Source organism: Streptomyces sp. TRM49041 (assembly GCF_008271805.1).
Lineage (GTDB): Bacteria > Actinomycetota > Actinomycetes > Streptomycetales > Streptomycetaceae > Streptomyces.
In genome coordinates, this window is sequence record NZ_VSRY01000122.1 from 1 (window position 1) to 26,897 (window position 26,897).

The window sequence follows — 26,897 nt, forward strand, 5'->3', positions numbered from 1 at the left end:
TAAGTCTATTTCAGGTTTCAGTGGTTGGCGGGTTGATTTTCGTGAGGTAGTCGGCGAGGGAGTTCAGGATCTCGTCGGCGGTCTTGGTCCAGGTGAAGGGCCGGGGGTTCTCGTTCCATCCGTCGATCCAGGCCGTGATGTCTTGCTCCAGGGCCTTCACGGAGGTGTGCACGCCGCGGCGGATGAGCTTGTCCGTCAACAGGCCGAACCACCGCTCGACCTGGTTCATCCAGGAGGAGCCGGTGGGGGTGAAGTGGATGTGGAAACGCGGGTGTTTCCCCAGCCACGTCTTGATCTCGGCGGTGTTGTGGGTGGCGTAATTGTCACAGACCAGGTGGACGTCGAGGCCGGCGGGCACGACCTTGTCGATCCGAATCAGGAACTTCTTGAACTCGATGGCCCGGTGGCGGCGGTGCAGTGCTGATATGACGCTGCCGTCGGCGATGTTGAAGGCGGCGAACAGGCTGGTGATGCCGTGCCTGTAGTAGTCATGGGTGCGCCGCTCGGGCATGCCGGGCATCATCGGCAGAACCGGCTGGGACCGGTCCAGCGCCTGGATCTGGCTCTTCTCGTCCACGCACAGCACCACCGCTTTCTCGGGCGGGTTGTGGTATAGGCCGACGACGTCGACGACCTTCGCGACGAACTGCGGGTCGGTGGAGAGCTTGAACGCGTCCTGGAGATGGGGCTTGAGGTCGAACTTCTTCCAGATCCGCCCGATGGTGGACTTCGACAGCCCGGAGTGCTTCGCCATCGAGGCCCGCGACCAGTGGGTGTCCTTGCCCGGGGAGGACTCCAACGTCGCCGTGAGCACGTCCTCCACCTGGTTCAGCAGGATCGAGGGCGGCCTGCCGGGGCGGGCCTCGTCAATCAGCCCGTCCAGCCGCAACCGGATGAACCTTGACCGCCAGCGGTTCACCGTGCCCGGTGCGACGCCGAGTTCAGCGGCGATCTCCTTGTTGGTCCCGCCCTCCGCACATCGCAGCACGATCCTCGCCCGCAGCGCCAGGAACTGCGCGGTCTTCGCCCGCCGCGCCCAGCGCGTCAGCTCGGCACGCTCGGCCTCGCTGAGCACCAGCTCCGGCTTGCGCCGGCCCGGCCGAGGCTCGTCCACCAGGCCCGCCACCCGCCGGACCACGAACCGCGAGCGCCACTTACGCACCGTCTCCGTGGACACCCCGAAGTCCGCCGCCACAGCGGTGTTGGAACCACCCTCGGCACAGGCCAGGATGATCCGGGCCCGCTCCGCCACACGAGCCGACACCGCACCACCCACCGCCCAACGCGCCAACTCCGCCCGCTCCTCAGCAGACAACACGACTTCGACAGCACGAGGACCCCGAGACGCCATGAAAACAGCCTACAGACTTAGTCTCGCCATTTCCGGCGAGGACACTAGGTCATCGACGAGTGAACTCCATGAGTTTCTGATTAATAGGACTGCTCCACCTCAGCCATGAGCAACCGAAGGGTGAGGGAGTGCTTTTCCGGAGGGAGCGAGTCGAGCGCTGCGCGCGCATATTTCGTGCCACCGTGCTTGTCACCGGATCGCGCGAGCATCAACCCTCGGTGCATTTCAAGATGTGTAGCGAACCGGGGGAGGGAGTCCGGGATTTCCCTGCGTGCGGCTTCCTGTGCCTCGACTGCTGTCGTCTCGTCTCCGAGTCGTGCGGCGAGAAGCGAGACAAAGACATTCATGCGCCACCATGGCACCGCATAGTCAGAAGTCTGCTCGTAAGATCCTGCCCGGTCGAAGATTCCACGCCCGTCGTCCATAAGCGCTCGCGCCGTTTTGTCGTCACCCCGAATTGCTGCGGCGTGTGCCTTTCCCATGACGGCATTCAGTAGGCCAAGGGATGGTTTCTCGCTGATGGCCATTGCCTGATCGGCAAGCATGTCGGCAACTCCGAGCGCTGCACCCTCGTACCCCAGGGCGATTGCCGCCCGTCCGCGAACCCAGACCCGCGCGTCGTCGTCGCCGGATTGATCGGCGGCTTCGGCGGCAAGCCGATACCAGCTGACTGCCTTGGTTCCATCCGACCCCGGAAACGTCTTGGCATAGAGGGTCATAAGCCGAGACGCGACGGACCACAGGTGTGGAGTGTCCAGCTGCTGCTGGACTACGACGAGTTCGCGGGATACCCGCCGCTGAATATCGGCTGCGCCGAGACTCATGTACTCCGTGCCGTATTCGGCTAGCTTCCCTTCCCATTCGTCCAACGAGGGGCCGCCGCGAAGTCGGGCAGCGAACCCGGCACTGAGAAGGTCTGATGCGACAACGGGCGCTATTGCGGTGGCTGCAACGTCTGACAGGAACGTACGGCGCTTCACTTCACCCTCTAGAACAGCTAGGGGCACGTCCAGGACGGCCGACAGGCACCGGAGATAGAAGGACCCCGGCACCACTTTGGAACGCTCCCAGCGGCTGACGTACTCCCGATTGAGTCCCGTCCCGAAAGCCTCGTTGATCTCGTCCGCCAGTCGCCCTTGGGACCATCCTCGTGCTTCGCGTAGGTCCTTGATCAATACCCCGATGGTCATGTCTCCATCTTGCCCCTACGGCGGCCCCTGCGCTGGGTAAGTACGCGCGTTCGACGGCGACTTGCCCCTATCGGTGCCCCTAGCCCGCGTCCATGCCAGGCGGGACGATCAGCGGGCGCCGCGCGCACCACGGATCACCGCAAGGGACGACGCCAAAGCGAAGGACCCGGACCATGGATCACAAGCCCGCCCACGAGACCGATGAGGTGGACAAGTTGGCCGCCCTGATACAGGCGGGCGGGTTCTGGCGGCTTGCACCCGAGTGGGTGCCGCGGACCGGCTACGTGCCGCCCACACGCCCGGTACTCATCAGGGTCCGTGACGGCCTGGAACACAGGTGGCGCCATGTACACGCATGAGAACCCACGTGAGCACCCGCGAGTGTGGGAGCCGGGAGAAACCGCCCGGGACTCCGCTACGGGCCGGGTGGGGCGCGTGATGGGGCATGTCGGCCCGCGCTACCAGCTTCGTCCGCTGAACGGCGGCAAGGAGTGGGAAGCCGAACCCGACGACATGCGTCCGGCAATGCAGTCCGACGCCCTGAGCGGCGCTGTGGCTGAGGTGAACGCACGTACGCGCTGGGGCTGCTGAGTGTCGGATGAGAGCACGGCCGCCGGCCCATTCGCGGGAACTCCATACGAGAACAGCCCCGAAGGGTGGTGGACCGAGTACGGGGGAGCACTGGACGTGAAGTCCGGAGTGGTCTACCTCCCTCCCGGTTCCAAGCACATTCCGTGCCGCTGGGAATCGTGCAAACACGGATGCCGAGAGCAGAAGAACGCACCGCGAGAAGCCTCTACTACCGAGTCCTGCAACTACTACAGACAGAAAGGGAGTGCCAATGGAAACCACCGAGCGCGCGAGACTTGACGCGTTCTTCGGCAAGATCACCGCGACATTCGCCCCGACCGAGCATCCGTCCTCGCTGCTGATCACCCATCTCTTGCCCGAGCGTCCCTCGTTCGTCGAGGCCGTGGGCAGGGTGACGCAGCTCCGCGCGGTGCTGCCCAAGCCCAAGTCCATCCACGCGAGCGCCCGCCGCGAGATCGAAAAGGCGCACCCGTGCGACGAGCTGTCCCGGGAGCTGTTCAGCGACCCCGACACGGCCGTGAGCTACCTGGAGAACAGAGCGGCCGGTGAACCGCTCGTCTTACTCGATGTGGGCGGCTACTTCGCCCCCTCGCTGGACGCGATCTGTGAGCGGTTTTCGGGAACCATCCTCGGCGTGGTCGAGGATACCGAGAACGGTCACCGCCGTTACGCCGAGCGGGACAAGCTGCCGTGTCCCGTGATCAGCGTGGCTCGCTCGCCGCTCAAGGAACCTGAAGACTTCCTGGTCGGACAGTCCGTCGTGTTCTCCACGGAAGCGCTGCTGCGGCAGCGGAACGACATCCTGCACGGGCGTCCCGCCCTGGTAATCGGCTTCGGCAAGCTGGGCAGCTCGATTGCCCGCCTGCTGCACGTCAAGGGCGTGCGCGTCATCGTCTACGACGTGGACCCCGTGCGGCGGGCACAGGCCATGTCGCAGGGGTTCGAGGTGGCCCGAGATCGCGACCAGGCCATAGCGACGGCGGGGCTCGTGCTGTGCGCGACGGGCCAACTGTCGCTGCGTGGCGAGGACTTCCCCCAGCTCAAGAACGGGGCCTATGTCGCCACTGTGACCAGCTCGGAAGACGAGCTGGAGTTGAGTGGGCTCCCCTCGGGCTACACCCGTGACAGCGGCGGCGAGCACGTGACCTGCTACAGCACTCGGGGGCACTACTTCTATCTGCTGAACGAGGGCGAGGCGGTCAACTTCATCCACGGTGCGAGCGTTGGACCGTTCATCGCGCTCGTTCAGGGCGAACTCTTGGCGGGCGCCGCCAAACTCGCCCGTGGGGACCTGGACAGCGCTATGCATGAGGTGCCCACCGCCGACCGGGAAGCCATCGCGGCTTCCTGGATCCACTACTACAACAGGTGATCGAATGCCCATCACGGCAGACCACATCCGTACGACCGTCGCCGAGTACACCGACGCGCACCCCGAGGACAAGCACGCGCTTGCCCCGCTCGGTGAGCTGCTGGACCAGGGCGCCGACGTGACGAGCCGGAAGGAGTTCCGTGGGCACGTGACCGCCGGGGCGGTGCTCGTCAACAACCAGGGCGAAGCGCTGTTCATCCGTCACATGGCACTCGACAAGTGGCTGACCCCCGGCGGGCACCTGGAACCCGAGGACGTGAACCTGATGGGCGCGGCGCTGCGCGAGCTGATCGAGGAAACGGGAATCACGCTCGGCGTCTCCCCCGTGCAGGCAACCCCCGTGCACATCGACGTGCACCCCATCCCCGCCAACGAGAGCAAGGGTGAGGGCGCCCACTGGCACGCGGACTTCCGTTACCTCTTCCGTGCGGGCGGCGACCAGGCCGTGAAACTGCAAGAAGAGGAAGTGAGCGGGTACGCGTGGCGCAGCGCGGACACGATCTCTGACGAGGCTCTGCGTTCGCGAGTCGCTGCCGCGCTCCGCTAGACAGTTCGCAGTCGGCCCCGCCCTGTCCGTGCCTCCCCGTCGCGGACGTGCGGGGCCGGGTACTGTCTCTAGCCTCGCCCTCGCTGCGGTCGCACACGTAGGTGCCTCGCTGCGGCACGGTGTAGACGTACCCGGGTTCCCGCAGGTGCCGGACCGCACGACGGGCGGTGTCCCGCGCGACGCCCCATCGCTGGATCAATGAGGACTACGAGGGAATCGGACGGTCGACGGCGAGAGTGCCTGACTCGATGTCCCGGATGATCTCCCCCGCGATCTGCTGATCCCCACGCCGGAGGCCAGGACGTGCGCCTCCGGGTCGCCGGGGTGGTCGTCGTCGGCGAGGGGCGCGTCGAGGACGGCGGACCGGAAGCCGGCCGGCCGGTAGGCGTCGGAGCAGTCGACGGTCGCATGTCTCACGAGTGAAGTCATGGAGTCGGACTGCCGGACGGGCCCGGTCCGGCCGAGCGGATTATGCCCTGGGCCCGGGCGGCGGCCAGCCAGGAGGGGAACTCACCCAGAAGCCGGTCGTACAGCATGTCGTCGGAGACCCGGCGGGGGTCGCGGCCCGCCGGGAAGAAGCCCGCGTTGTCGACGGGCCGCGTCCTCGGCACAGGCAGCTGGTCGAGCCTGCGGAGGAAGTCGAACTGGTCGCCGCGCGGGTCGCCGAAGCCGACGAACTGCCAGAACATCGGCAGCGCGGCCGCCTTGCACAGATACCGCCGGGCGGCGAGCCTGCTGCTGGGCCCGCCGTCCGTCTGGAAGACGACGAACGCCGGGGCGGTGGCGCCGCTGTCGAGGTAGTGGTCGATGACGGCGTCCATGGCCAGGTGGTAGTTGGTCAGGCCCATGTGGCCGAGCCCGGAGACGATCCGGTCGATGCTCCCCTGGTGGCCGCCGAGATCGATGTCGGTCAGGGCGTCCACGTCGGTGGAGAAGAACACGACCGGTACGCGCCCGTCGTCGTCCAGGTTCGCGGAGAGACCGAGCACCCGGTCGGCGAGGGCCTGGACGCTGCCGTCCCGGTAGTAGCGGCGCATCGAACCGGAGTGGTCCACCACCAGGTAGACCGCGGCTCTCTCCCCGCCGAGCCCGTGCTTGCGGAGCGAGACACCCGCGCGCTTGTAGAGGTCGACCAGCGCGGGTGCGGTCTGCTCGATCTTCCGGAGGTCGACGGCCATTTGCACTCCCCCTGCGTGACTCGCTTCGTACGCACCGAAGTTACGCCACCGCAAGGCGCAGCGCCTGCCATGGGTCCGGTCGGGGACATGGCAGGCGCTGCTGTGTTCCGTACGCCGTTGTACGGGACGACTACGACGGTGCGTTACACCGTCAGAGCACGGTCCGTCGGGCGGACCGGCGCGGGCAGCTCGCTCGCACCGGTCAGATAGCGGTCCACGCCACGGGCGGCTGAGCGGCCCTCGGCGATGGCCCACACGATGAGGGACTGGCCGCGGCCGGCGTCACCGGCGACGAAGACGCCGTCGACGTTGGTCGCGAAGTCGCCGTCGCGGGCGACGTTGCCGCGCTCGTCGAGCTCCAGGCCGAACTGCTCGACCAGGCCGTTCTCGACGTCCGTACCGGTGAAGCCCATCGCGAGGGTGACCAGCTGGGCGGGGATCTTCCGCTCGGTGCCGGGCTTCTGCGTGAGCTTGCCGTCGACGAACTCGACCTCGACGAGGTGGAGGAACTGGACGTTGCCCTCCTCGTCGCCCTCGAAGTGGGTGGTGGAGACGGAGTAGACCCGCTCGCCGCCCTCCTCGTGGGCCGAGGTGACCTTGTACAGCATGGGGAAGGTCGGCCACGGCTGGTGCGGCGCCCGGTCCTCGCCCGGCTTGGGCATGATCTCCAGCTGGGTGACGGAGGCCGCGCCCTGGCGGTGGGCGGTGCCCACGCAGTCCGCGCCGGTGTCGCCGCCGCCGATGACCACGACGTGCTTGCCCTCGGCGGTGATCGGCGGGGTGACGAAGTCGCCCTCCTGCACCTTGTTCGCGAGCGGCAGGTACTCCATCGCCTGGTGGACGCCCTTGAGCTCACGGCCGGGCACGGGCAGGTCGCGCGCGGTGGTCGCACCGGCCGCGATGACGACCGCGTCGTACCGCTTGCGCAGGTCCGTGGCCTTCAGGTCGCGACCGATCTCGATGCCCGTACGGAAGCGGGTGCCCTCCGCGCGCATCTGCTCGATGCGCCGGTTGATGTGCCGCTTCTCCATCTTGAACTCGGGGATGCCGTAGCGGAGCAGGCCACCGATGCGGTCGGCGCGCTCGTACACGGCGACCGTGTGGCCGGCCCGGGTCAGCTGCTGCGCGGCGGCGAGACCCGCCGGACCGGAGCCGATGACGGCGACGGTCTTGCCGGAGAGCCGCTCCGGAGGCTGGGGCGTCACATTGCCCGAGTCCCAGGCCTTGTCGATGATCGAGACTTCGACGTTCTTGATGGTGACGGCCGGCTGGTTGATGCCGAGCACGCACGCCGCCTCGCAGGGCGCGGGACAGAGCCGCCCGGTGAACTCCGGGAAGTTGTTCGTGGCGTGCAGCCGCTCGTACGCGGCGCCCCAGTCCTCGCGGTAGGCGAAGTCGTTCCACTCGGGGATGAGGTTTCCGAGGGGGCAGCCGTTGTGGCAGAACGGGATGCCGCAGTCCATGCACCGGGACGCCTGCTTGCTGATGATCGGCAGCAGGGAGCCGGGGACGTAGACCTCGTTCCAGTCCTTGACGCGCTCGCCGACCGGGCGGGTCTCGGCGACCTCACGGCCGGTGGTCAGGAAGCCCTTGGGGTCAGCCATTGGTCGCCGCCTCCATCATCTTCTCGGTGGTCTCGGCCTCGGAGAGGCCGGCCCGCTCGGCGGCGTCCTTGGCGGCGAGCACTGCCTTGTACGTGGTCGGGATGATCTTGCTGAAGCGGTCCACGGCGACGGACCACTCGGCGAGGAGCTTCTCGGCGACGGTGGAGCCGGTCTCCTCCTGGTGGCGGCGCACCACGTCGTGCAGCCATGCCTTGTCGGTGTCGTCGAGGGTTTCGATCGCCCCCACGTTGCCGGCGTTGACGTTGTCCCGGTCGAGGTCGATGACATACGCGATGCCGCCGGACATACCGGCCGCGAAGTTCCGCCCGGTCTCGCCGAGTACGACGGCGTGGCCGCCCGTCATGTACTCGCAGCCGTGGTCGCCGACACCCTCGGACACCACCAGCGCGCCGGAGTTGCGGACGCAGAAGCGCTCGCCGGTGCGGCCGCGGAGGAACATCTCGCCGCCGGTCGCGCCGTATCCGATGGTGTTGCCGGCGATGGTCGAGTACTCGGCCAGGTGGTCGGCGCCGCGGTCCGGGCGGACGACGATCCGGCCGCCGGAGAGGCCCTTGCCGACGTAGTCGTTGGCGTCGCCCTCCAGGCGGAGGGTCACGCCGCGCGGGACGAACGCGCCGAAGGACTGGCCGGCGGAGCCCGTGAAGGTGACGTCGATGGTGTCGTCGGGCAGGCCCGCGCCACCGAACTTCTTCGTCACCGCGTGGCCGAGCATCGTGCCGACGGTCCGGTTGATGTTGCGGATCGTCAGCTGGGCGCGGACCGGCCCGGCGTCGTCGGGGGACGCGGCGCCGAGCGCGTCGGCGGCGAGCTCGATGAGCTGGTTGTCCAGGGCCTTCTCCAGGCCGTGGTCCTGCTCGATCAGCTGGTGCCGGACGGCACCCTCGGGCAGCTCCGGGACGTGGAAGAGCGGGGCCAGGTCGAGGCCCTGGGCCTTCCAGTGGTCGACGGCACGCTCGGTGTCGAGGAGTTCGGCGTGGCCGACGGCCTCGTCGAGGGTGCGGAAGCCCAGCTCGGCGAGGAGCTCGCGGACCTCTTCGGCGATGAACTGGAAGAAGTTGACGACGAACTCGGCCTTGCCGGAGAACCGCTCCCGCAGGACCGGGTTCTGCGTGGCGATGCCGACCGGGCAGGTGTCCAGGTGGCAGACGCGCATCATGACGCAGCCGGAGACCACGAGCGGCGCGGTCGCGAAGCCGAACTCCTCGGCGCCGAGCAGCGCGGCGATGACGACGTCGCGGCCCGTCTTCAGCTGGCCGTCGGTCTGGACGACGATCCGGTCGCGCAGCCCGTTGAGCAGCAGGGTCTGCTGGGTCTCGGCGAGGCCGAGCTCCCAGGGGCCGCCCGCGTGCTTCAGCGAGGTGAGCGGGGACGCGCCCGTACCGCCGTCGTGGCCGGAGATGAGCACGACGTCCGCGTGGGCCTTGGACACGCCGGCCGCGACCGTACCGACGCCGACCTCGGACACCAGCTTCACATGGATGCGGGCGGCCGGGTTGGCGTTCTTGAGGTCGTGGATCAGCTGAGCCAGGTCCTCGATGGAGTAGATGTCGTGGTGCGGCGGCGGCGAGATCAGGCCGACGCCCGGCGTGGAGTGCCGGGTCTTGGCGACCCACGGGTAGACCTTGTGGCCGGGCAGCTGGCCGCCCTCGCCGGGCTTGGCGCCCTGGGCCATCTTGATCTGGATGTCGTCGGCATTGACCAGGTACTCGGACGTGACGCCGAAGCGGCCGGAGGCGACCTGCTTGATCGACGAACGGCGCTCCGGGTCGTACAGGCGCTCGGGGTCCTCGCCGCCCTCACCGGTGTTGGACTTGCCGCCCAGCTGGTTCATGGCGATGGCGAGGGTCTCGTGCGCCTCCTTGGAGATGGAGCCGTACGACATGGCGCCGGTGGAGAAGCGCTTGACGATCTCGCCGGCCGGCTCGACCTCCTCGATCGGGATCGACGGGCGGTCGGACCTGAAGCCGAACAGGCCGCGCAGCGTCATCAGCCGCTCGGACTGCTCGTTCACACGCTCCGTGTACTTCTTGAAGATGTCGTACCGCTTGGAGCGGGTGGCGTGCTGGAGGCGGAAGACCGTCTCGGGGTCGAACAGGTGCGGCTCGCCCTCGCGGCGCCACTGGTACTCGCCGCCGATCTCCAGGGCCCGGTGGGCGGGCGCGATGCCGCTGGCCGGGTAGCCCTTGGCGTGGCGGGCGGCCACCTCCTTGGCGATGACGTCGAGGTCCGCGCCGCCGATCTTGCTGGCGGTGCCGTTGAAGTACTTCTCTACGAAGGCGTCGTCGAGGCCGACGGCCTCGAAGACCTGGGCGCCGCGGTAGGAGGCGACGGTCGAGATGCCCATCTTCGACATGACCTTCAGGACGCCCTTGCCGAGGGCGTAGATCAGGTTGCGGATGGCCTTCTCGGGCTCGATGCCCTCGATGAACGTGCCGGCGCGGACGAGGTCCTCGACGGACTCCATGGCGAGGTACGGGTTGACGGCGGCGGCGCCGTAGCCGATGAGCAGCGCGACGTGATGGACCTCGCGGACGTCGCCGGCCTCGACCAGCAGACCCACCTGGGTGCGCTGCTTGGTGCGGATGAGGTGGTGGTGAACGGCGGCGGTGAGCAGCAGCGACGGGATCGGCGCGTGCTCGGCGTCGGAGTGCCGGTCGGAGAGCACGATGAGCCGGGCGCCGCCCTCGATGGCGGCGTCGGCCTCGGCGCAGATCTCCTCGATCCGGGCGGCGAGGGCGTCGCCGCCGCCGGAGACCCGGTAGAGACCGGACAGCGTCGCGGCGGTCAGGCCGGGCATGTCGCCGTCGGCGTTGATGTGGATGAGCTTGGCCAGCTCGTCGTTGTCGATCACCGGGAAGGGCAGAGCGACATTGCGGCAGGTCGCGGCGGTCGGCTCCAGGATGTTGCCCTGGGGTCCGAGCGAGGAGCGCAGCGAGGTGACGAGCTCCTCGCGGATGGCGTCCAGCGGCGGGTTGGTGACCTGCGCGAACAGCTGGGTGAAGTAGTCGAAGAGGAGACGCGGGCGCTCGGAGAGCGCGGCGATCGGCGAGTCCGTGCCCATGGAGCCGATCGGCTCCATGCCGGTGCGGGCCATCGGCGCCACGAGGACGCGCAGCTCCTCCTCGGTGTAGCCGAAGGTCTGCTGACGGCGGGTGACCGAGGCGTGGGTGTGGACGATGTGCTCACGCTCGGGGAGGTCGGAGAGCTCGATCTCGCCGGCCTCCAGCCACTCCTGGTAAGGCTCCTCGGCGGCGAGCTTCGACTTGATCTCGTCGTCCTCGATGATGCGGTGCTCGGCGGTGTCGACGAGGAACATCTTGCCGGGCTGGAGGCGGCCCTTGCGGACGACCTTGCCGGGGTCGATGTCGAGGACACCGACCTCGGAGGAGAGTACGACGAGGCCGTCGTCGGTGACCCAGTAGCGGCCGGGGCGCAGGCCGTTGCGGTCGAGGACGGCACCGATCTGGGTGCCGTCGGTGAAGGTGACGCAGGCCGGGCCGTCCCAGGGCTCCATCATCGTGGCGTGGTACTGGTAGAAGGCGCGCCGGGCCGGGTCCATGGAGTCGTGGTTCTCCCACGCCTCGGGGACCATCATCAGCACCGCGTGCGGCAGCGAGCGGCCGCCCAGGTGCAGCAGCTCCAGCACCTCGTCGAAGGAGGCGGAGTCGGAGGCGTCCGGGGTGCAGACCGGGAAGATCCGCTCCAGCTCCTTCTCACCGAACAGGTCGGAGACGAGCTGCGACTCGCGGGCGCGCATCCAGTTGCGGTTGCCCTTGACCGTGTTGATCTCGCCGTTGTGGGCGACGAAGCGGTACGGGTGGGCGAGCGGCCAGCTCGGGAAGGTGTTGGTGGAGAACCGCGAGTGGACCAGGGCGACGGCGCTGGCGATGCGGCGGTCGGACAGGTCCGGGAAGAACGGCTCCAGCTGCCCGGTGGTGAGCATGCCCTTGTAGACCAGGGTGCGCGAGGACAGCGACGGGAAGTAGACGCCCAGTTCGAGCTCGGCGCGCTTGCGCAGCACGAACGCCTTGCGGTCCAGGGCGATGCCGGCGCTGACACCGTCCGTGACGAACAGCTGGCGGAAGGCCGGCATGGTGGAGCGGGCGGTGGCGCCGAGCAGGTCCGGGGTGACGGGGACCTCGCGCCAGCCGAGGACGGTGAGGCCCTCCTCGACGGCGATCGTCTCGATACGTGAGACGGCCTCGTCGGCGGTGTCCTCGGGGAGGAAGGCGGTTCCGACGGCGTACGCACCGGCCTCCGGCAGTGTGAAGCCGGTGACCTCGCGGAGGAACGCGTCCGGGACCTGGAGCAGGATGCCGGCGCCGTCGCCGGAGTCGGGCTCCGAGCCCGTCGCGCCGCGGTGCTCCAGGTTGCGCAGTACGGTCAGCGCCTGTTCGACCAGCTCATGGGTAGGAACACCGGTGAGGGTAGCCACCAGCCCGACGCCACAGGCGTCGTGTTCGTTGCGGGGGTCGTACATCCCCTGCGGAGCGGGGCGACCGTCCATGGGCGACCAGGCGTCGGAACGCATCGGCTCTCCCGTCGTCGTCGTGGCATGTGCAAGTGCCGAAGGGACGACGTTGGCCCTCCGCGAAATTTCGTGCAGGTTACATGATGGAGTGGTTCTCGGGAAGCGGATAGTCCATTCCAACATGCGGACACCGCAGAGTGGTGTCCATGCGGTTCTACGTCAGGTGGACAGACAGCACACCGGACCCGGATGGTGTCCGTGGGTCTGTCGGGGGAAGCGGGCTTCGTTGCCCGCGGCGCTCACGACCTCATGCCCTGGGATGAGGGAGTCGAAACCGCCGGGTAATGGCTGCGTATGCGGAGCCCTGCACAGTGTCCCACCCGATGGGGCGATCCGGCTACTGGACGTTCGTCACAACGTTCCGGCAACCCCCGCGAAACAGCGGGCACCCCGGCCGCCCGTACCCACGCGGCCGAGGTGCCCTCCGGGTCAGAGCGCCGCGCCGAGCGCCGCGCCGAGGGCGTAGGTGACAGCGGCCGCGGCGCCGCCGAGAGCGAACTGGCGCAGGCCGCTGTACCACCAGCTGCGCGCGGTCACCCTGGCCACCAGCGCCCCGCAGGCGAACAGGCCCAGCAGCGCCACGAGCACCGCCGGCCACAGCGTCGTCGCCCCCAGCAGATACGGCAGCACGGGCAGGAGCGCGCCGAGCGCGAACGACCCGAACGACGACGCGGCGGCGACCAGCGGCGACGGCAGGTCGTCCGGGTCGATACCGAGCTCCTCGCGGGCGTGGATCTCCAGCGCCTGCTCCGGGTCCCGGGACAGTTGCATGGCCACCTCGCGGGCGAGCGCGGGCTCGACGCCGCGCGCCACGTACAGCGCCGCCAGCTCCTCCATCTCGTCCACCGGGTGCTTGCGCAGCTCACGGCGCTCGACGTCCAGCTCGGCCTGGACCAGCTCGCGCTGCGAGGCCACGGACGTGTACTCACCGGCCGCCATCGAGAACGCGCCGGCCGCCAGACCCGCCAGCCCCGTGATGACGATGGTCTGCTGCGAGACGGCGCCACCCGCCACACCGGTCATCAGAGCCAGGTTGGAGACGAGCCCGTCCATGGCGCCGAACACCGCCGGGCGCAGCCAGCCGCCGTTCACATCGCGGTGCGTGTGGTTGTCGCGGTGTGCGACATGCAGCGTCGCCTCTGTCTCGATGATGGACACAAATCTCCCCTTGCTCTCCGCGGGGCGGCCCGCGCATCCCCTCGTCATGCTCGAAATTACGCTCGACGTAAGGGGCGCGCCAGCAAGGCAGGCTTTACTAAGTAAGGGCCACCACACCGCCGAACGGCGCGCGTATCCGTAGGCCGGGCCCTTCCCGGGTGGAGAATTCCGGGCATGACGCGCACTCCGCCCCTGACCCGCATCGCGGTGCTCGGCAGCACCAACATGGACCTCGTCGCCTTTGTGCGCCGGGCGCCCCGGCTCGGGGAGACCGTCACGGGACGGGAGTTCCGGACGGTCCCCGGCGGCAAGGGCGCCAACCAGGCCGTCGCCGCGGCCCGCGCGGGCGCCGAGGTGTCGATGATCGGCGCCGTGGGCTCGGACGACTTCGGCGCCCGGCTGCGGGCCGGACTCGCGGACGCCGGGGTCGACACCGGCCTCCTGCGTACCGTGGACTGCCCGTCCGGCACCGCCCACATCGTGGTCGACGACGACGGCGGCAACGCGATCGTGGTCGTCCCCGGCGCCAACGCCACCGTCACCGCCCTCTCACCCGACGACGAGGCCCGAATCGCCGCGTCCGATGCTCTGCTGCTCCAGCTGGAGCTGCCGCTGGCCGCCGTCATCGCCGGGGCGGAGGCCGCCCGCCGCCACGGTGTCCGTACGGTCCTGACGCCCGCGCCCGCCCAGCCGCTGCCGCACGAGCTGCTCGCCCTGACGGACCTGCTGGTGCCCAACGAGCACGAGGCCGCCGAGCTGACCGGGGTCGCCGATCCGCGTACGGCGGCCGAGGAGCTGCTCCGGGACGTCCCGGAGGTGGTCGTCACGCTCGGCGCGGCCGGCGCCCTGTACGCGGCCCGGGGCGCCCGCCCGGTGACCGTGCCGGCCCGTCGGGCGCGGGCCGTCGACACCACCGCGGCCGGCGATACGTTCGTGGGCGCGCTGGCGGTCGCCCTCGGCGAGGGCAGGCCGGTGCCGGACGCCCTGACCTGGGCGTCGGCGGCGGCGTCCCTGTCGGTGCGACGGGCGGGCGCGTCGTCCTCGATGCCGTACCGCGCGGAGATCGACGCCCTCTGAACCGAGGCACGAAGCGGCGGAGCGGCCGCCCGGACCCTCTGGTCCCGGCGGCCGCTCCGGCCCGTGTGGGTGCGCCTACGGCTGCCGAGGCGCCTTCGCCCCCACGTCGGAGGGCTCGCTCTCGGCATCGGCCTTCCCGACGCTCGACTTCTCCAGGTCGGCCTTCCCGGAGGCGCCGTCCTCGGCGTCCGCGCTCTGGGAACCCGCGCTCTCGGAGTCGGCCTGCCCGGTGCCCTCGTCGTCGACGTCGGTCTTCCCGGCTTCGTCCTTCTCGGCGTCCGCCGTGGCCGCGGCCCGCTCCACGATCTCCTCGCGGCCCGGCCGCATCCTGGCCGACAGCACGATGTATGTGACGGCCAGCAGGAAGACCGCCATCGCGGTCCAGACGTTCAGGCGCAGACCGAGGATGTGGTGGGCGTCGTCGACGCGCATGTACTCGATCCAGCCGCGGCCCGCGCAGTACGCGGCGACGTACAGGGCGAAGGCCCGGCCGTGGCCCAGTGTGAACCGGCGGTCCGCCCAGATCACCAGGAACGCCACACCGACGCACCACAGCGACTCGTACAGGAAGGTCGGGTGGTAGAGCCCGGCCTCGCGGTTCACGCCCTCGCTGATCTCCAGCGCCCACGGCAGGTCGGTCGGCCTGCCGTACAGCTCCTGGTTGAACCAGTTGCCCCAGCGGCCGATCGCCTGGGCGAAGGCGATGCCGGGCGCGATGGCGTCGGCGTACGCGGGTAGGGGGATGCCCCGGCGGCGGCAGCCGATCCAGGCGCCCACGGCGCCGAGCGCGACCGCGCCCCAGATGCCGAGGCCGCCTTCCCAGATCTTGAAGGCGTCGACCCAGTTGCGGCCCTCGCTGAAGTAGAGCTGGTAGTCGGTGACGACGTGGTAGAGCCGGCCGCCGAGCAGTCCGAAGGGGACCGCCCACACGGCGATGTCGGCGACGGTGCCGGCGGTGCCGCCCCGGGCGATCCAGCGCCTGTTGCCGTACCAGACGGCGACGAAGACACCGATGATGATGCAGAAGGCATAGCCGCGCAGCGGGATCGGTCCGAGGTTGATCACGCCGGTCGACGGGCTGGGAATATAGGCAAGGTCCATGGCATCACCGACGCTACCTTGCCGGACGGACAACCGGGCCACCCGCCCGGCAAAGACTGCATAACGCCCGGTCGGTCGGGCGTCGGCGTCAGTGCACGGATTCCGTCCCGGACCCGGGCCCGAATCCCGCGCCGGAGTCCTGGCCGCCCTGACCGCCCTGACTGCCCTGGTCCCCTGCGTCGCCCTCGGGATCTCCGCCGCCGGCGCCGGTCGGGGAGGCGGTGGCCGGGGTGGACGGTGCGGGGGTGGTGGGCGCGGTGGGCGTGCCGGGCTCCTTGCCCTCGTTCGCCTCCGTGACCCACTTCTTCAGGTTCGCCGGGGAGATCTGCTCGTTCCCCTTCGTCGGGAAGATCGACTCGCCGTTGAGCAGGACGCTCGGCGTGCCCCGGAAGTCGCCGTCGCGGAAGACTTCGTTGGACGCCTGCACCCAGCTGTCGTGGGTGCCGTTGCTGACGCAGCCTCGGAACGAGGGGGTGTCGAGGCCCGGCACCTTCGCCGCCAGCTCGAAGAGGTTCTCGTCCTTGGCGAAGGCGTCGTCGGCCTCCTGCGGCTGGTTCTGGTACAGCACGTCGTGGTACGCCGTGAACCTCCCCGCGTCCTGGGCGCACGCGGAGGCGTTCGCGGCGTTGAGGGAGCCGCTGCCGCCCATGTTGCCGTCGATGATCGTGGCGAGCCGGTAGTGGGTGCGGATCTGCCCGGCGGCCTCCAGCTCGTGGATGGTGTCCCGGAAGCTGTTCTCGAACATGGCGCAGGCCGGGCAGCGGAAGTCCTCCCACACGGTGAGTGTGGAGGGCGCGTCGGAGGCGCCGGTCTGGATGATCAGCCCGTCCTCACCGACGGCGCCGGACGGCACCGTGACCGGGCCCTTCCCTGATGTGTCGCTGTTGCCGCCGGTGTTCGCGGCGATGACGCCGACGACGGCGGCGAGGCCGAGCACACCGACGACGGCCGCCGACACGATCAGCAGGCGGCGTCGCTTCTCCCGGGCCCGCTCCCGCTCGCGTTCCATCTGGAGCCGCTCGCGCGCGCTCCGCTTCCCTGCGCTGTTCTTCTCGTTCACGCCCAAGCAACGAACCGGGGAGGCACGTCCGCGCCTCCCCGGTTCCACAACCACTCGTACGAGCTACGAACCCCGATGTGCGCGCTGCACACCCCGGGCGAGTTCGCCCGCCAGTTCCCGTACGGCCGCCACTCCGGCCGCCTGGTCGTCGGCGTCGAGGAGCCGCTTCACGAAGGCCGAGCCGACGATGACGCCGTCGGCGAAGGAGGCGACCTCGGCGGCCTGCTCGGCGTTGGACACTCCGAGTCCGACACAGACCGGCAGGTCCGTGGTGGCGCGGGTGCGCCGTACGAGGTCGGACGCCTGCTCGCCCACGGACGCGCGGGTGCCGGTGACGCCCATCAGGGACGCCGCGTACACGAACCCGGAACCGGCGGAGGTGATGGTGGCGAGCCGCTCGTCCCTGCTGCTGGGCGCGACGACGAACACGGTGGCCAGACCGTGCTTGTCGGCGTGCTCCCGCCACAGCGCGGACTCCTGTACGGGCAGGTCGGGCAGGATGCACCCGGCGCCGCCCGCCTCGGCCAGCTCTGCGGTGAAGCGTTCGACGCCGTACCGGTCGATGGGGTTCCAGTACGTCATGACGAGGACCGGCTTGCCGGTGGCCTCGAACGCCTCGCGGACGGTGCGCATCACGTCGGCGATCTTCACGCCGCCGCGCAGTGCGATGTCGTCGGCGGTCTGGATGACCGGGCCGTCCAGGACCGGGTCGCTGTGCGGCAGTCCGACCTCGACGACGTCGGCGCCGCCGTCGAGGGCCGCCTTGACGGCCTCGATGCCGCCGTCGACGGTCGGGAAGCCGGCCGGCAGGTAGGCGATGAGCGCCGCGCGGTTCTCGGCCTTGGCCTTGGCCAGGGTGTCGCCCAGCAGCCGGCTCGTTCCACCCATGGATGCAGCGCCGCTCACTTGGAGCCCTCCCCGTTGTCGTACAGCCCGAAGTAGCGGGCGGCGGTGTCCATGTCCTTGTCGCCGCGGCCGGACAGGTTGACCACGATCAGCCCGTCCCCGCCGAGCTCGCGGCCGACCTCCAGGGCGCCGGCGAGGGCGTGCGCGGACTCGATGGCCGGGATGATGCCCTCCGTGCGGGACAGCAGGCGCAGGGCCTGCATGGCCGCGTCGTCGGTGACGGCGCGGTACTCGCCGCGGCCGCTGTCCTTGAGGTAGGCGTGCTCGGGGCCGATGCCCGGGTAGTCGAGGCCGGCCGAGATCGAGTACGGCTCGGTGATCTGGCCTTCCTCGTCCTGGAGGACGTACGACCGCGACCCGTGCAGGATGCCCGGCTCGCCGGCCGTCAGGGTCGCCGCGTGCTCACCGGTCTCCACACCGTGCCCGGCGGGCTCGCAGCCGACGAGCCGTACGGAGGCGTCGGACAGGAACGCGTGGAACAGTCCGATGGCGTTGGAGCCGCCGCCGACGCAGGCGACGGCCGCGTCGGGCAGCCGCCCGGCGCGCTCCAGGATCTGCCGGCGGGCCTCGACGCCGATGACGCGGTGGAAGTCGCGCACCATGGCGGGGAAGGGGTGGGGCCCCGCGACGGTCCCGAAGAGGTAGTGCGTGCTGTCGACATTGGCGACCCAGTCGCGGAACGCCTCGTTGATGGCGTCCTTGAGGGTGCGGCTGCCGGACTTCACGGCGATGACCTCGGCGCCGAGCATCCGCATCCGGGCGACGTTGAGGGCCTGCCGCCGGGTGTCGATCTCACCCATGTAGATGGTGCAGTCGAGCCCGAACAACGCGCACGCGGTGGCCGTGGCGACACCGTGCTGGCCCGCTCCGGTCTCGGCGATGACGCGGGTCTTGCCCATGCGCCTGGTGAGCAGGGCCTGGCCCAGCACGTTGTTGATCTTGTGGGATCCGGTGTGGTTCAGGTCCTCGCGCTTGAGGAAGACCCGCGCGCCCCCGGCGTGCTCGGCGAACCGGGGCACCTCGGTCAGGGCGCTGGGCCGTCCGGTGTAGTTGACGAGGAGGTCGTCGAGCTCGGCGGCGAACGCCGGGTCGGCCTTGGCCTTGTCGTACTCGACGGCGACCTCGTCGACGGCGGCGACGAGGGCCTCGGGGATGAACTTGCCGCCGTAGGCACCGAAGTAGCCTGCGGCCGTGGGGACTTGCCCCTCGGGGTCGGGGATGAAGAACTCGCTGGGCATAGGTACATGCTCCTCTGCCAGGGCTCGCCCTGGCGGTCGGGTCTCGGGGTGGCCTGCGTGCGTCCCCTCCCCCACCCCGCCCCCGCTCCTCAACCGCCGGAGGGGCTGAGGATCAGCCTGTCCGGCGCCTGAGGACAGACGCCGCCGGGCGCGACGGGGTCCGGGGCCCAGCCCCGGTGCGGGAAGGGGCGGGGTGGGGGAGAGAAACCCCGCGACGCCATCGCATCCCGTTGACCTGACCCGGCTCGTCGCCGATGACATACCGCACGCGCCGCCCGTGCACCCGCCGAGCCGGCGCCCGGCACCCGCGGGGACGGCAGCCCCGGGCGAGGCGGGCGTACGCCAGGGGGGCGGCCGCGGCCGTCATGTACGCGCGCGTGGCCAGGCCCTGGCAGGGCCTGGCCACATGGCGGGTGACGGCGGCGGACACGGGGTCAGCTCCGCCCGTGCCGCAGCGCGGGGTGCGCGCCCGCCGCGACGAGGTCCGCGACGGCGGCCTTCGGGTCACGGCCGGTGACCAGGGACTCGCCGACGAGCACCGCGTCGGCGCCCGCGTTGGCGTACGCGATCAGGTCGTGCGGACCGCGGATGCCGGACTCGGCGATCTTGACGATGCCGGCGGGCACCTCGGGGGCGACGCGCTCGAACGTGGAGCGGTCCACCTTGAGGGTCTTCAGGTCGCGGGCGTTGACACCGATCACCCGGGCGCCGGCGTCGACCGCGCGCGCGACCTCGTCCTCGTCGTGGACCTCGACGAGCGGCGTGAGCCCGATGGACTCGGCACGCTCGATCAGCGAGACCAGCGCGGGCTGGTCGAGGGCGGCGACGATCAGCAGCGCGAGGTCGGCGCCGTACGCGCGGGCCTCCCACAGCTGGTACGCGGTGACGATGAAGTCCTTGCGCAGGACCGGGATGTCCACCCGGGCGCGGACGGCCTCCAGGTCGGCCAGGGAGCCGCCGAAGCGCCGCTGCTCGGTGAGGACGGAGATGACGGCGGCGCCACCCGCCGCGTAGTCCGCGGCGAGCCCGGCGGGGTCGGCGATCGCGGCCAGCGCGCCCTTGGACGGGCTGGAGCGCTTGACCTCGCAGATGACCTGGACGCCCTCGCCACGCAGGGCGGCGGCGCCGTCCCGCGCCTGCGGTGCCTTGGCGGCCCGCTCCTTGAGCTCGTCGAGGGAGACCCGCGCCTGTCGCTCTGCGAGGTCGGCGCGGACGCCTTCGATGATCTCGTCGAGCACACTCACGCGAGAGGCCCCCTTCCGGGAGGGTGATGTTTTGATCAAGCCGGACACCTCGATGGTATCCGGAGGTGGGGCCAGAGTCCGCATCCGGTCGACGCCACAGCCCCCGACCTGCGGATTCATGGGGCGAGAGCGGAGCCGAACGGCAGGTTGCGCACCACCGAGAAGACCGCCCACACGCCGCCGGCCAGCCATAGCTGGAGCGGTGTGAGCGTGATCCGCAGGGGCACCCCGCGTACGGCCTTGACCAGCCAGACCACGATCAGCACCGCGAATACGGCATATCCGGCGACCGCCATGGCGTTGGCGCCGAGGGCGGTGGCGAAGTCCCCGTGGATGAAGGCGTGGGCACTGCGCAGACCGCCGCAGCCGGGGCAGTACAGGCCCGTGTACTGCAGGAGGGGGCAGACCGGGTAGTGGCCGGGCTCGTTGGGGTCGACGGTCCCGACGTAGGCGAACGCCGCGGCGACCCCGGCGAGCGCGCCCAGGGGCGGCAGGAGCCGCCGGAACAGGGGCGGCGGAGGTGGTGGCCGGTACGGGCCGTACACGGCGTGCGGCGGGGGCTCGGGCACGGTGTGGGGCGGGGGCTCGGGCGCCGCGTGCGGCGGGGGCTCGGGCAGGGCGGGATGGGTCGTGTCGGCGTCCACGCGGTGATTGTCTCCGCTCATACGGGAAGGCGCAGCCCGGCTGTGCCGGACCGCGCCTTGTGAGGTGACCGGGCGTCAGGAGACGGCCTGGGCCCTGCCGGCCTCCGTGCGCGCCTCGAGCTGCTCCTGCGACGCCTTCGGCTGGCCGAGGCCGGCGGACTTCATCGCGACACCGACGACACCGCCGAGCAGGACGACGCCGATGCCCGCCCAGAAGCCGAGCGGGTTGGCCGCCACCATGAAGACACCGGCGACGCAGAAGCCGATGAAGGAGATGGTGACACCGGTCCAGGCGGCCGGGGTGTGTCCGTGGGCGCTGCCCGCCATGAGTTGCTCCTCGTTGAAATGTTGCTCTGTGGTGAGGCCCCGCCGAGTGCGGACGCTCGTCGCCATTGTTCCGCACGCGCGCGTGCGAAGTGATCCGGGGGGTGTGCCGCGCGGGTCGGTAAGGCCGGGTCAGGCACCGTCCGTGGGGTCCTCGCCGCGGTCCAGGGCCTTCCAGAGGTCTTCGGGCCGGTCGGGGTCGGCGACGCGCCGGGCGCCTCGCGCGCGGGCGCCGCCGTCGCGCTCGTACCGGCCGGACATCGCGGGCCAGGCGCGGCCGTACCGCAGGGCCAGCAGCCCGGCGACCAGGATCAGCAGGGCCGCCGCGGCGGTCACATAGGGCCAGGCCGTCTGGGTGAGCGCCTCGGCGCGTGCCGCCGTGTCGCCGGTGGTGCGGGCGGCCGCCTCGTCGAGGGCCGCCCGGTCGGAAGCGCCGAGGAACGCGGCGGTGGCCGCGCCCGCGCCGCTCAGGGTGAGCAGCAGCGCGACGACGTGCCGGCCGACGCCGCGCGCGGCGAGGACGGCGACGAGGGCGGCGAGCCCGACGATCGCGAGCGCGGTGGGCGCTCCGGTGACATCGCCTCCGGCGGCGTCCAGGGAGACACTGCCCCCGGCGCCCGTGACCCGGCCCTCGGTCCAGGTCCGGCCCGAGGCGAGGAGCACGACGGCGGCTCCCACTCCGCCGAGCAGCAGGGCGACGGCGAGGCTGCGGCGGCCGCCGGTGGCGGTCGCCGCCTCGCCCTGGCCGGTGGCACGGGGCTGGGGTACGGATGCAGCACTCACGTACGCCACTATCCCTTATGCCCTCAGACTCGGTTCATCCGGTTGGCGGTGTGTACGGCGCGGAGCACCGCCGCCGCCTTGTTGCGGCACTCGGTGTCCTCGGCGACCGGGTCGGAGTCCGCGACGACCCCGGCGCCCGCCTGGACGTAGGCGGTGCCGTCGCGGAGCAGCGCGGTGCGGATGGCGATCGCCGTGTCGGAGTCGCCCGCGAAGTCCAGGTAGCCGACGGCGCCGCCGTACAGGCCGCGCCTGGTGGGCTCCAGTTCCTCGATGATCTGCATGGCGCGCGGCTTGGGGGCACCGGACAGGGTGCCGGCGGGGAAGCAGGCGGTCAGTACGTCGAAGGCGGTGCGGCCCTCGGCGACCTGGCCGGTGACGGTCGAGACGATGTGCATGACGTGCGAGTACCGCTCGATCGACATGAAGTCGACGACCTCGACGGAGCCCGGTCGGCAGACCCGGCCCAGGTCGTTGCGGCCGAGGTCGACGAGCATGAGGTGCTCGGCGCGCTCCTTGGGGTCGGCGATCAGCTCGTCGGCGAGGGCCTGGTCCTCCTGCGGGGTGGCCCCGCGCGGGCGCGTACCGGCGATCGGGTGCACCATCGCGCGCCCGTCCTCGACCTTGACCAGTGCTTCCGGGCTGGAGCCGACGACGTCGAACCCGTCGAAGCGGAACAGGTACATGTACGGGGACGGGTTGGTGGCCCGCAGGACCCGGTAGACGTCCAGCGCGCTCGCCGTGCAGGGGGTCTCGAAGCGCTGCGACGGGACGACCTGGAATGCCTCGCCGGCCCGGATGCGCTCCTTGATGTCCTCGACGGCGCCCTGGTACGCCTCGCCGCCCCACAGGGCCGTGGAGTCGGGCAGTTCGGAGGGCGGCAGGACTGCGGAGGCCGACTCGGCGGGCTTGGTGAGGTCGGCCTGCATGGCGTCGAGGCGGGCGACGGCGTCCGCGTACGCCTCGTCGACGCCGGTGTCGAGGTCGTTGTGGTTGATCGCGTTGGCGATCAGCAGGACCGTGCCGTCCCAGTGGTCGAGGACCGCGAGGTCCGAGGTCAGCAGCATGGTCAGCTCGGGCAGCCGCAGGTCGTCGGTGCCGTGGTCGCCGATGCGCTCCAGGCGGCGCACGACGTCGTAGCCGAGGTAGCCGACCATTCCGCCGGTGAAGGGCGGCATCCCGGAGGCCAGGTCGCGGGGGGTGTGCAGGGCCTCCACGGTGGCGCGCAGGGCACGCAGCGGGTCTCCGTCGACCGGGACGCCGACGGGCGGGGTGCCGAGCCAGTGGGCCTGGCCGTCCCGCACCGTCAAGGTGGCCGCGCTGCGGACGCCGACGAAGGAGTACCGGGACCAGGAGCCGAGGCCGTTCTCGGCGGACTCCAGGAGGAACGTCCCGGGGCGTTCGGCGGCGAGCTTGCGGTAGAGGCCGACCGGGGTGTCGCCGTCCGCGAGCAGACGGCGGCTGACGGGGATCACTCGGCGGTCGGCCGCCAGCTTGCGGAAGGTCTCGAGATCCATGGCGCCCGACCTTACTTGCCCAGGGGGAGCACGTCAGCGTCGAAGCAGGTCCGGGCGCCGGTGTGGCAGGCGGCTCCGACCTGGTCGACCTTGACCAGGACGGTGTCGGCGTCGCAGTCGAGGGCGACGGACTTGACGTGCTGGAAGTGGCCGGAGGTGTCGCCCTTGACCCAGTACTCCCGGCGGCTGCGCGACCAGTAGGTGCAGCGGCCGGTGGTGAGGGTGCGGTGCAGGGCCTCGTCGTCCATCCAGCCGAGCATGAGCACCTCGCCGGTGTCGTACTGCTGGGCGATGGCCGGAACCAGCCCGTCGGGGCTGCGCTTGAGACGGGCGGCGATGGCCGGGTCGAGATTGCTGGTCATGCCGCCATTGTGCCGCGCCGTACGGGGTCCTCCCGGCCGTGTCCACTGGGCGGACCGGGGTGGGCCCCCGTACGCTGGCGGACATGTCGACCCATGCGAAGCGTGAACGCCTGCTGCTGGCCGATCTGTTGGAGGCGGCGGGCCCGGACGCCCCGACCTTGTGCGACAGCTGGACGACCCGGGAGCTGGCGGCCCACATGGTGGTCCGTGAGCGCCGCCCCGACGCGGCGGCCGGTGTGCTGCTCGCCCCGCTGCGGGAACGCCTGGAACGGGTTCAGGCGGAGTTCGCCGCGAAGCCGTACGAGGAGCTGATCCAGCTGATCCGCACGGGGCCGCCGAAGATGTCCCCCTTCTCGATCAAGCAGGTCGACGAGGGGGCGAACACCGTCGAGTTCTACATCCACACCGAGGACGTACGGCGGGCCCAGTCCGACTGGACGCCGCGGGAGATCGACCCGGTGTTCGCGGACGCCCTGTGGTCCCGCCTGGAGAAGCTGGCCCGGCTGGCGGGGCGCCGCTCCCCGGTGGGCCTCGTCGTCCGCCGCCCGAACGGGCAGACGGCCGTCGCCCACCGCGGCACCCCGGTCGTCACGGTCACCGGCGAGCCGGGCGAGCTGGCCCTGTTCCTCTACGGCCGCCAGGGGTCCGCCCGCGTGGAGATCGACGGCGACAAGGAACCGGTCGCCCGTCTCCTGGAGGCCAAGCTCGGCATCTGAGGGGCCGTTGTCGGTGGGGGCGGGCATGATCGGACGTACGCAGCCCATCGCGGAGAGGACGGTCCGATGCTCAGAATCGCGATGACCAGTGTGTACGTGGACGACGAGCAGAAGGCCCACGCGTTCTACACCGACGTGCTCGGCTTCGAGACCCGCACCCACATCGATCTGGGCGGTGCCCTCTTCATCACGGTCGGCGCCCCGGGCCAGGACGTGGAGCTCCTGCTGGAGCCCGGCGACAGCCCGGTGGCCCGCCAGTACACGAAGGGCCTCCGGGACGCCGGTCTGCCCTGCATCGTCTTCGCCGTCGACGACCTGTGGGCGGAGTACGAGCGCCTGAAGGGCCTGGGTGTCACGTTCACCCAGGAGCCGGCCGAACAGGGCCCGGTCCTGACCGCCGTCCTGGACGACACCGTCGGCAACCTGATCCAGCTGGCCGAGCCCTTGGGGACGGTCCCGAACGGCTCGTAGGGGCTCTACCGGACGGGGTGCCCCGCCTCGCGGAGCGCGGACTTCACCTGCGGGATGCGCAGATCCCCGAAGTGGAAGACCGAGGCGGCCAGCACGGCATCCGCCCCCGCCTCGATGGCGGGCGGAAAGTCGGCGAGCCGCCCGGCCCCGCCGGAGGCGATCACCGGCACGGTGACGAGCCGCCGCACCGCCGTGATCATCTCGGTGTCGTAGCCGTCCTTCGTCCCGTCCGCGTCCATGGAGTTCAGCAGGATCTCCCCCGCCCCCAGCTCTGCGGCCCGGTGCGCCCACTCGACGGCGTCGATGCCGGTCCCGCGGCGCCCACCGTGCGTGGTGACCTCGAAGCCGGACGGCGTGCCGGTGCCCTCGGGGCACCGCCGGGCGTCCACGGACAGCACGAGCACCTGGCTGCCGAACCGCTCGGCGATCTCCCGGATCAGCTCGGGCCGGGCGATCGCCGCCGTGTTGACGCCGACCTTGTCCGCCCCGGCGCGGAGCAGCTTGTCGACGTCCTCGGCGCTGCGCACCCCGCCGCCGACGGTGAGCGGGATGAACACCTGCTCGGCGGTGCGGCGCACCACGTCGTAGGTGGTCTCGCGGTTGCCCGACGACGCGGTGATGTCGAGAAACGTCAGCTCGTCGGCGCCCTCGGCGTCGTACAGCTTGGCCATCTCGACGGGGTCGCCGGCGTCGCGCAGGTTCTGGAAGTTGACGCCCTTGACGACGCGGCCGTTGTCCACGTCCAGGCAGGGGATGACTCGGACCGCGAGGCTCATGCCGCGGCACCTCCGTTCGTCCGGTACGCCTCGACCTCGACCTCGACGACCAGCCGGGGGTCGACGAAGCCGGAGACGATGAGCATCGAGGCGGCGGGGCGGACGGAGTCGAACAGCTCCTTGTGAGCGCGGCCGACCTCCTCCACGTCCCGCGCGTGGGTGATGTACATACGGGTGCGGACCACGTCCGCCGGGCCGAGGCCGAGCTGCTTCAGCGCCTCGAAGGCCACGTTGAAGGAATTGACCGTCTGCTCGTACGGGCCGCCGTCGACGATCGCGCCGTCCTCGACGGAGGTGCAGCCGGATACCAGGACGAGGCCGTTCGGCAGTCGCACCGCGCGGGAGTAGCCGAACTGCTCCTCCCAGGGAGCGCCGGTGACGACCTTGCGTACGGCGTCGGTCATGCGGACACCGCCGCGAGGGCTTCCTCGAGGGTGAACGCCTTGGCGTACAGGGCCTTGCCGACGATGGCGCCCTCGACGCCCAGCGGGACGAGCTCGGCGATGGCGCGCAGGTCTGCGAGCGAGGAGACACCGCCGGAGGCGACGACGGGCCGGTCGGTGGCGGCGCAGACGTTGCGCAGGAGGTCGAGGTTGGGGCCCTGGAGGGTGCCGTCCTTGGCGATGTCGGTGACGACGTACCGCGCGCAGCCCTCGGAGTTGAGGCGCTCCAGCGTCTCGTACAGGTCGCCGCCGTCGCGGGTCCAGCCGCGGCCGCGCAGGGTGGTGCCGCGCACGTCGAGGCCGACGGCGATCTTGTCGCCGTGCTCGGCGATGACCTTGGCGACCCACTCGGGGGTCTCCAGGGCGGCGGTGCCGAGGTTGACACGGGTGCAGCCGGTGGCGAGCGCGGCCGCCAGGGAGGCGTCGTCGCGGATGCCGCCGGAGAGCTCGACCTTGATGTCCATGGCCCGGGCCACTTCGGCGATCAGCTCGCGGTTGTCGCCGGTGCCGAACGCGGCGTCGAGGTCGACCAGGTGGAGCCACTCGGCGCCCGCGCGCTGCCAGGCCAGGGCCGCCTCCAGGGGGGAGCCGTAGGACGTCTCCGTGCCGGACTCGCCATGGACGAGCCGTACGGCCTGGCCGTTCCGGACGTCGACGGCGGGGAGGAGTTCGAGCTTGGTCATCTCAGCGGTCCT

At 70.7% G+C, this 26,897-nt stretch carries 26 protein-coding genes; 6 read left to right on the plus strand and 20 right to left on the minus strand.

The genetic code is table 11. From position 1 onward, the window contains the following. Positions 1-10: 10 nt before the first annotated feature. Complete coding sequence (locus FVS66_RS14255) at positions 11-1,351, minus strand: IS630 family transposase (RefSeq protein WP_187645521.1); 1,341 nt, start codon at positions 1,349-1,351, stop codon at positions 11-13. Between the two features lie 80 nt (positions 1,352-1,431). Continuing rightward, the gene (locus FVS66_RS14260) at positions 1,432-2,541 is read right to left on the minus strand and encodes a helix-turn-helix transcriptional regulator (RefSeq protein ID WP_149181564.1); all 1,110 of its coding nucleotides are present in this window, start codon (positions 2,539-2,541) and stop codon (positions 1,432-1,434) included. Between the two features lie 345 nt (positions 2,542-2,886). Here FVS66_RS14260 and FVS66_RS14265 point away from each other — a divergent pair, with 345 nt between their 5' ends. The 3 genes from FVS66_RS14265 to FVS66_RS14275 all read left to right on the plus strand — a co-directional run bounded on the left by FVS66_RS14265 (position 2,887) and on the right by FVS66_RS14275 (position 5,051). Continuing rightward, positions 2,887-3,132, plus strand: coding sequence for a hypothetical protein (locus FVS66_RS14265; RefSeq protein WP_149181565.1), 246 nt, complete (start codon positions 2,887-2,889; stop codon positions 3,130-3,132). A gap of 250 nt (positions 3,133-3,382) precedes the next feature. Beyond that, positions 3,383-4,504 (plus strand): adenosylhomocysteinase, encoded by a 1,122-nt coding sequence (locus FVS66_RS14270; protein WP_149181566.1) that lies wholly within the window; start codon positions 3,383-3,385, stop codon positions 4,502-4,504. Between the two features lie 4 nt (positions 4,505-4,508). Then, positions 4,509-5,051, plus strand: a complete 543-nt coding sequence (locus FVS66_RS14275; RefSeq protein WP_149181567.1) for an NUDIX hydrolase — start codon at positions 4,509-4,511, stop codon at positions 5,049-5,051. A 425-nt stretch (positions 5,052-5,476) separates the two neighbouring features. Here FVS66_RS14275 and FVS66_RS14285 read toward each other — a convergent pair whose 3' ends face one another. From FVS66_RS14285 to FVS66_RS14300, 4 genes are all read right to left on the minus strand, one after another. Then, positions 5,477-6,229 (minus strand): VWA domain-containing protein, encoded by a 753-nt coding sequence (locus tag FVS66_RS14285; RefSeq protein WP_149181568.1) that lies wholly within the window; start codon positions 6,227-6,229, stop codon positions 5,477-5,479. Between the two features lie 143 nt (positions 6,230-6,372). Further along, a complete protein-coding gene (locus FVS66_RS14290) occupies positions 6,373-7,833 on the minus strand; it encodes a glutamate synthase subunit beta (RefSeq protein ID WP_149181569.1) in 1,461 nt (486 codons plus the stop codon). Further along, complete coding sequence (gene gltB, locus FVS66_RS14295; protein WP_149181570.1) at positions 7,826-12,385, minus strand: glutamate synthase large subunit; 4,560 nt, start codon at positions 12,383-12,385, stop codon at positions 7,826-7,828. Before gltB ends, FVS66_RS14290 begins: the two co-directional genes overlap by 8 nt. 429 nt (positions 12,386-12,814) lie before the next feature. Then, on the minus strand, positions 12,815-13,543 hold the full coding sequence (locus FVS66_RS14300; protein WP_149181571.1) for a VIT1/CCC1 transporter family protein: 729 nt from the start codon (positions 13,541-13,543) through the stop codon (positions 12,815-12,817). A 192-nt stretch (positions 13,544-13,735) separates the two neighbouring features. On the opposite strand from FVS66_RS14300, the gene rbsK reads away from it, so the two are divergent. Then, positions 13,736-14,620, plus strand: a complete 885-nt coding sequence (gene rbsK / locus FVS66_RS14305) for a ribokinase (protein ID WP_149181621.1) — start codon at positions 13,736-13,738, stop codon at positions 14,618-14,620. Between the two features lie 75 nt (positions 14,621-14,695). Here the strand turns inward: rbsK and lgt are convergent, their stop codons facing one another. From lgt to hisI, 11 genes are all read right to left on the minus strand, one after another. Continuing rightward, entirely contained in the window at positions 14,696-15,721 is a 1,026-nt protein-coding gene (lgt, locus tag FVS66_RS14310; protein ID WP_149181572.1) for a prolipoprotein diacylglyceryl transferase, read from the minus strand. A gap of 88 nt (positions 15,722-15,809) precedes the next feature. Further along, positions 15,810-16,781: a thioredoxin domain-containing protein gene (locus tag FVS66_RS14315; protein ID WP_149181573.1), complete on the minus strand. Its 972-nt coding sequence runs from the start codon at positions 16,779-16,781 to the stop codon at positions 15,810-15,812. A 63-nt stretch (positions 16,782-16,844) separates the two neighbouring features. Then, positions 16,845-17,669, minus strand: coding sequence for a tryptophan synthase subunit alpha (gene trpA / locus FVS66_RS14320; protein ID WP_149181622.1), 825 nt, complete (start codon positions 17,667-17,669; stop codon positions 16,845-16,847). 14 nt (positions 17,670-17,683) lie between these two features. After that, positions 17,684-18,925, minus strand: a complete 1,242-nt coding sequence (gene trpB, locus FVS66_RS14325) for a tryptophan synthase subunit beta (RefSeq protein WP_149181574.1) — start codon at positions 18,923-18,925, stop codon at positions 17,684-17,686. A gap of 112 nt (positions 18,926-19,037) precedes the next feature. Further along, on the minus strand, positions 19,038-19,292 hold the full coding sequence (gene trpM / locus FVS66_RS36570; RefSeq protein ID WP_316248184.1) for a tryptophan biosynthesis modulator TrpM: 255 nt from the start codon (positions 19,290-19,292) through the stop codon (positions 19,038-19,040). Positions 19,293-19,359: 67 nt separating this feature from the next. Next, on the minus strand, positions 19,360-20,169 hold the full coding sequence (trpC, locus tag FVS66_RS14335; protein WP_149181575.1) for an indole-3-glycerol phosphate synthase TrpC: 810 nt from the start codon (positions 20,167-20,169) through the stop codon (positions 19,360-19,362). Between the two features lie 116 nt (positions 20,170-20,285). After that, positions 20,286-20,813 carry a DUF2752 domain-containing protein gene (locus tag FVS66_RS14340; protein WP_399225533.1) on the minus strand — a complete coding sequence of 176 codons (528 nt, stop codon included), beginning with the start codon at positions 20,811-20,813 and terminating at the stop codon, positions 20,286-20,288. 75 nt (positions 20,814-20,888) lie between these two features. After that, positions 20,889-21,140 (minus strand): HGxxPAAW family protein, encoded by a 252-nt coding sequence (locus tag FVS66_RS14345; protein ID WP_149181577.1) that lies wholly within the window; start codon positions 21,138-21,140, stop codon positions 20,889-20,891. Positions 21,141-21,269: 129 nt separating this feature from the next. Beyond that, the gene (locus tag FVS66_RS14355) at positions 21,270-21,929 is read right to left on the minus strand and encodes a TIGR02234 family membrane protein (protein ID WP_149181578.1); all 660 of its coding nucleotides are present in this window, start codon (positions 21,927-21,929) and stop codon (positions 21,270-21,272) included. A gap of 14 nt (positions 21,930-21,943) precedes the next feature. Further along, the gene (locus tag FVS66_RS14360) at positions 21,944-23,434 is read right to left on the minus strand and encodes an anthranilate synthase component I (RefSeq protein WP_149181579.1); all 1,491 of its coding nucleotides are present in this window, start codon (positions 23,432-23,434) and stop codon (positions 21,944-21,946) included. Positions 23,435-23,445: 11 nt separating this feature from the next. Continuing rightward, complete coding sequence (hisI, locus tag FVS66_RS14365) at positions 23,446-23,796, minus strand: phosphoribosyl-AMP cyclohydrolase (protein WP_149181580.1); 351 nt, start codon at positions 23,794-23,796, stop codon at positions 23,446-23,448. Between the two features lie 83 nt (positions 23,797-23,879). On the opposite strand from hisI, the gene FVS66_RS14370 reads away from it, so the two are divergent. Further along, positions 23,880-24,512, plus strand: a complete 633-nt coding sequence (locus tag FVS66_RS14370; protein ID WP_149181581.1) for a TIGR03085 family metal-binding protein — start codon at positions 23,880-23,882, stop codon at positions 24,510-24,512. Positions 24,513-24,578: 66 nt separating this feature from the next. Further along, complete coding sequence (locus FVS66_RS14375) at positions 24,579-24,983, plus strand: VOC family protein (RefSeq protein WP_149181582.1); 405 nt, start codon at positions 24,579-24,581, stop codon at positions 24,981-24,983. A gap of 5 nt (positions 24,984-24,988) precedes the next feature. Here the strand turns inward: FVS66_RS14375 and hisF are convergent, their stop codons facing one another. From hisF to priA, 3 genes are read right to left on the minus strand one after another with little or no spacing between them, the layout of a single operon-like run. Next, the gene (gene hisF / locus FVS66_RS14380) at positions 24,989-25,759 is read right to left on the minus strand and encodes an imidazole glycerol phosphate synthase subunit HisF (protein ID WP_149181583.1); all 771 of its coding nucleotides are present in this window, start codon (positions 25,757-25,759) and stop codon (positions 24,989-24,991) included. Next, positions 25,756-26,163, minus strand: a complete 408-nt coding sequence (locus tag FVS66_RS14385) for a RidA family protein (protein ID WP_149181584.1) — start codon at positions 26,161-26,163, stop codon at positions 25,756-25,758. The genes hisF and FVS66_RS14385 overlap by 4 nt, the downstream gene beginning before the upstream one ends. Beyond that, the gene (gene priA, locus FVS66_RS14390; RefSeq protein ID WP_149181585.1) at positions 26,160-26,885 is read right to left on the minus strand and encodes a bifunctional 1-(5-phosphoribosyl)-5-((5-phosphoribosylamino)methylideneamino)imidazole-4-carboxamide isomerase/phosphoribosylanthranilate isomerase PriA; all 726 of its coding nucleotides are present in this window, start codon (positions 26,883-26,885) and stop codon (positions 26,160-26,162) included. The genes FVS66_RS14385 and priA overlap by 4 nt, the downstream gene beginning before the upstream one ends. Between the last annotated feature and the right edge of the window lie 12 nt (positions 26,886-26,897).

Coding starts and splice junctions, on each gene's coding strand:
- FVS66_RS14255 (WP_187645521.1), bottom strand. CDS start 1,351: ATGGCGTCTCGGGGTCCTCGTGCTGTCGAAGTCGTGTTGTCTGCTGAG.
- FVS66_RS14260 (WP_149181564.1), bottom strand. CDS start 2,541: ATGACCATCGGGGTATTGATCAAGGACCTACGCGAAGCACGAGGATGG.
- FVS66_RS14265 (WP_149181565.1), top strand. CDS start 2,887: ATGTACACGCATGAGAACCCACGTGAGCACCCGCGAGTGTGGGAGCCG.
- FVS66_RS14270 (WP_149181566.1), top strand. CDS start 3,383: ATGGAAACCACCGAGCGCGCGAGACTTGACGCGTTCTTCGGCAAGATC.
- FVS66_RS14275 (WP_149181567.1), top strand. CDS start 4,509: ATGCCCATCACGGCAGACCACATCCGTACGACCGTCGCCGAGTACACC.
- FVS66_RS14285 (WP_149181568.1), bottom strand. CDS start 6,229: ATGGCCGTCGACCTCCGGAAGATCGAGCAGACCGCACCCGCGCTGGTC.
- FVS66_RS14290 (WP_149181569.1), bottom strand. CDS start 7,833: ATGGCTGACCCCAAGGGCTTCCTGACCACCGGCCGTGAGGTCGCCGAG.
- gltB (WP_149181570.1), bottom strand. CDS start 12,385: ATGCGTTCCGACGCCTGGTCGCCCATGGACGGTCGCCCCGCTCCGCAG.
- lgt (WP_149181572.1), bottom strand. CDS start 15,721: ATGGACCTTGCCTATATTCCCAGCCCGTCGACCGGCGTGATCAACCTC.
- trpA (WP_149181622.1), bottom strand. CDS start 17,669: ATGGGTGGAACGAGCCGGCTGCTGGGCGACACCCTGGCCAAGGCCAAG.
- trpB (WP_149181574.1), bottom strand. CDS start 18,925: ATGCCCAGCGAGTTCTTCATCCCCGACCCCGAGGGGCAAGTCCCCACG.
- trpM (WP_316248184.1), bottom strand. CDS start 19,292: ATGACGGCCGCGGCCGCCCCCCTGGCGTACGCCCGCCTCGCCCGGGGC.
- FVS66_RS14345 (WP_149181577.1), bottom strand. CDS start 21,140: ATGGCGGGCAGCGCCCACGGACACACCCCGGCCGCCTGGACCGGTGTC.
- FVS66_RS14360 (WP_149181579.1), bottom strand. CDS start 23,434: ATGGATCTCGAGACCTTCCGCAAGCTGGCGGCCGACCGCCGAGTGATC.
- hisI (WP_149181580.1), bottom strand. CDS start 23,796: ATGACCAGCAATCTCGACCCGGCCATCGCCGCCCGTCTCAAGCGCAGC.
- FVS66_RS14370 (WP_149181581.1), top strand. CDS start 23,880: ATGTCGACCCATGCGAAGCGTGAACGCCTGCTGCTGGCCGATCTGTTG.
- FVS66_RS14375 (WP_149181582.1), top strand. CDS start 24,579: ATGCTCAGAATCGCGATGACCAGTGTGTACGTGGACGACGAGCAGAAG.
- hisF (WP_149181583.1), bottom strand. CDS start 25,759: ATGAGCCTCGCGGTCCGAGTCATCCCCTGCCTGGACGTGGACAACGGC.
- FVS66_RS14385 (WP_149181584.1), bottom strand. CDS start 26,163: ATGACCGACGCCGTACGCAAGGTCGTCACCGGCGCTCCCTGGGAGGAG.
- priA (WP_149181585.1), bottom strand. CDS start 26,885: ATGACCAAGCTCGAACTCCTCCCCGCCGTCGACGTCCGGAACGGCCAG.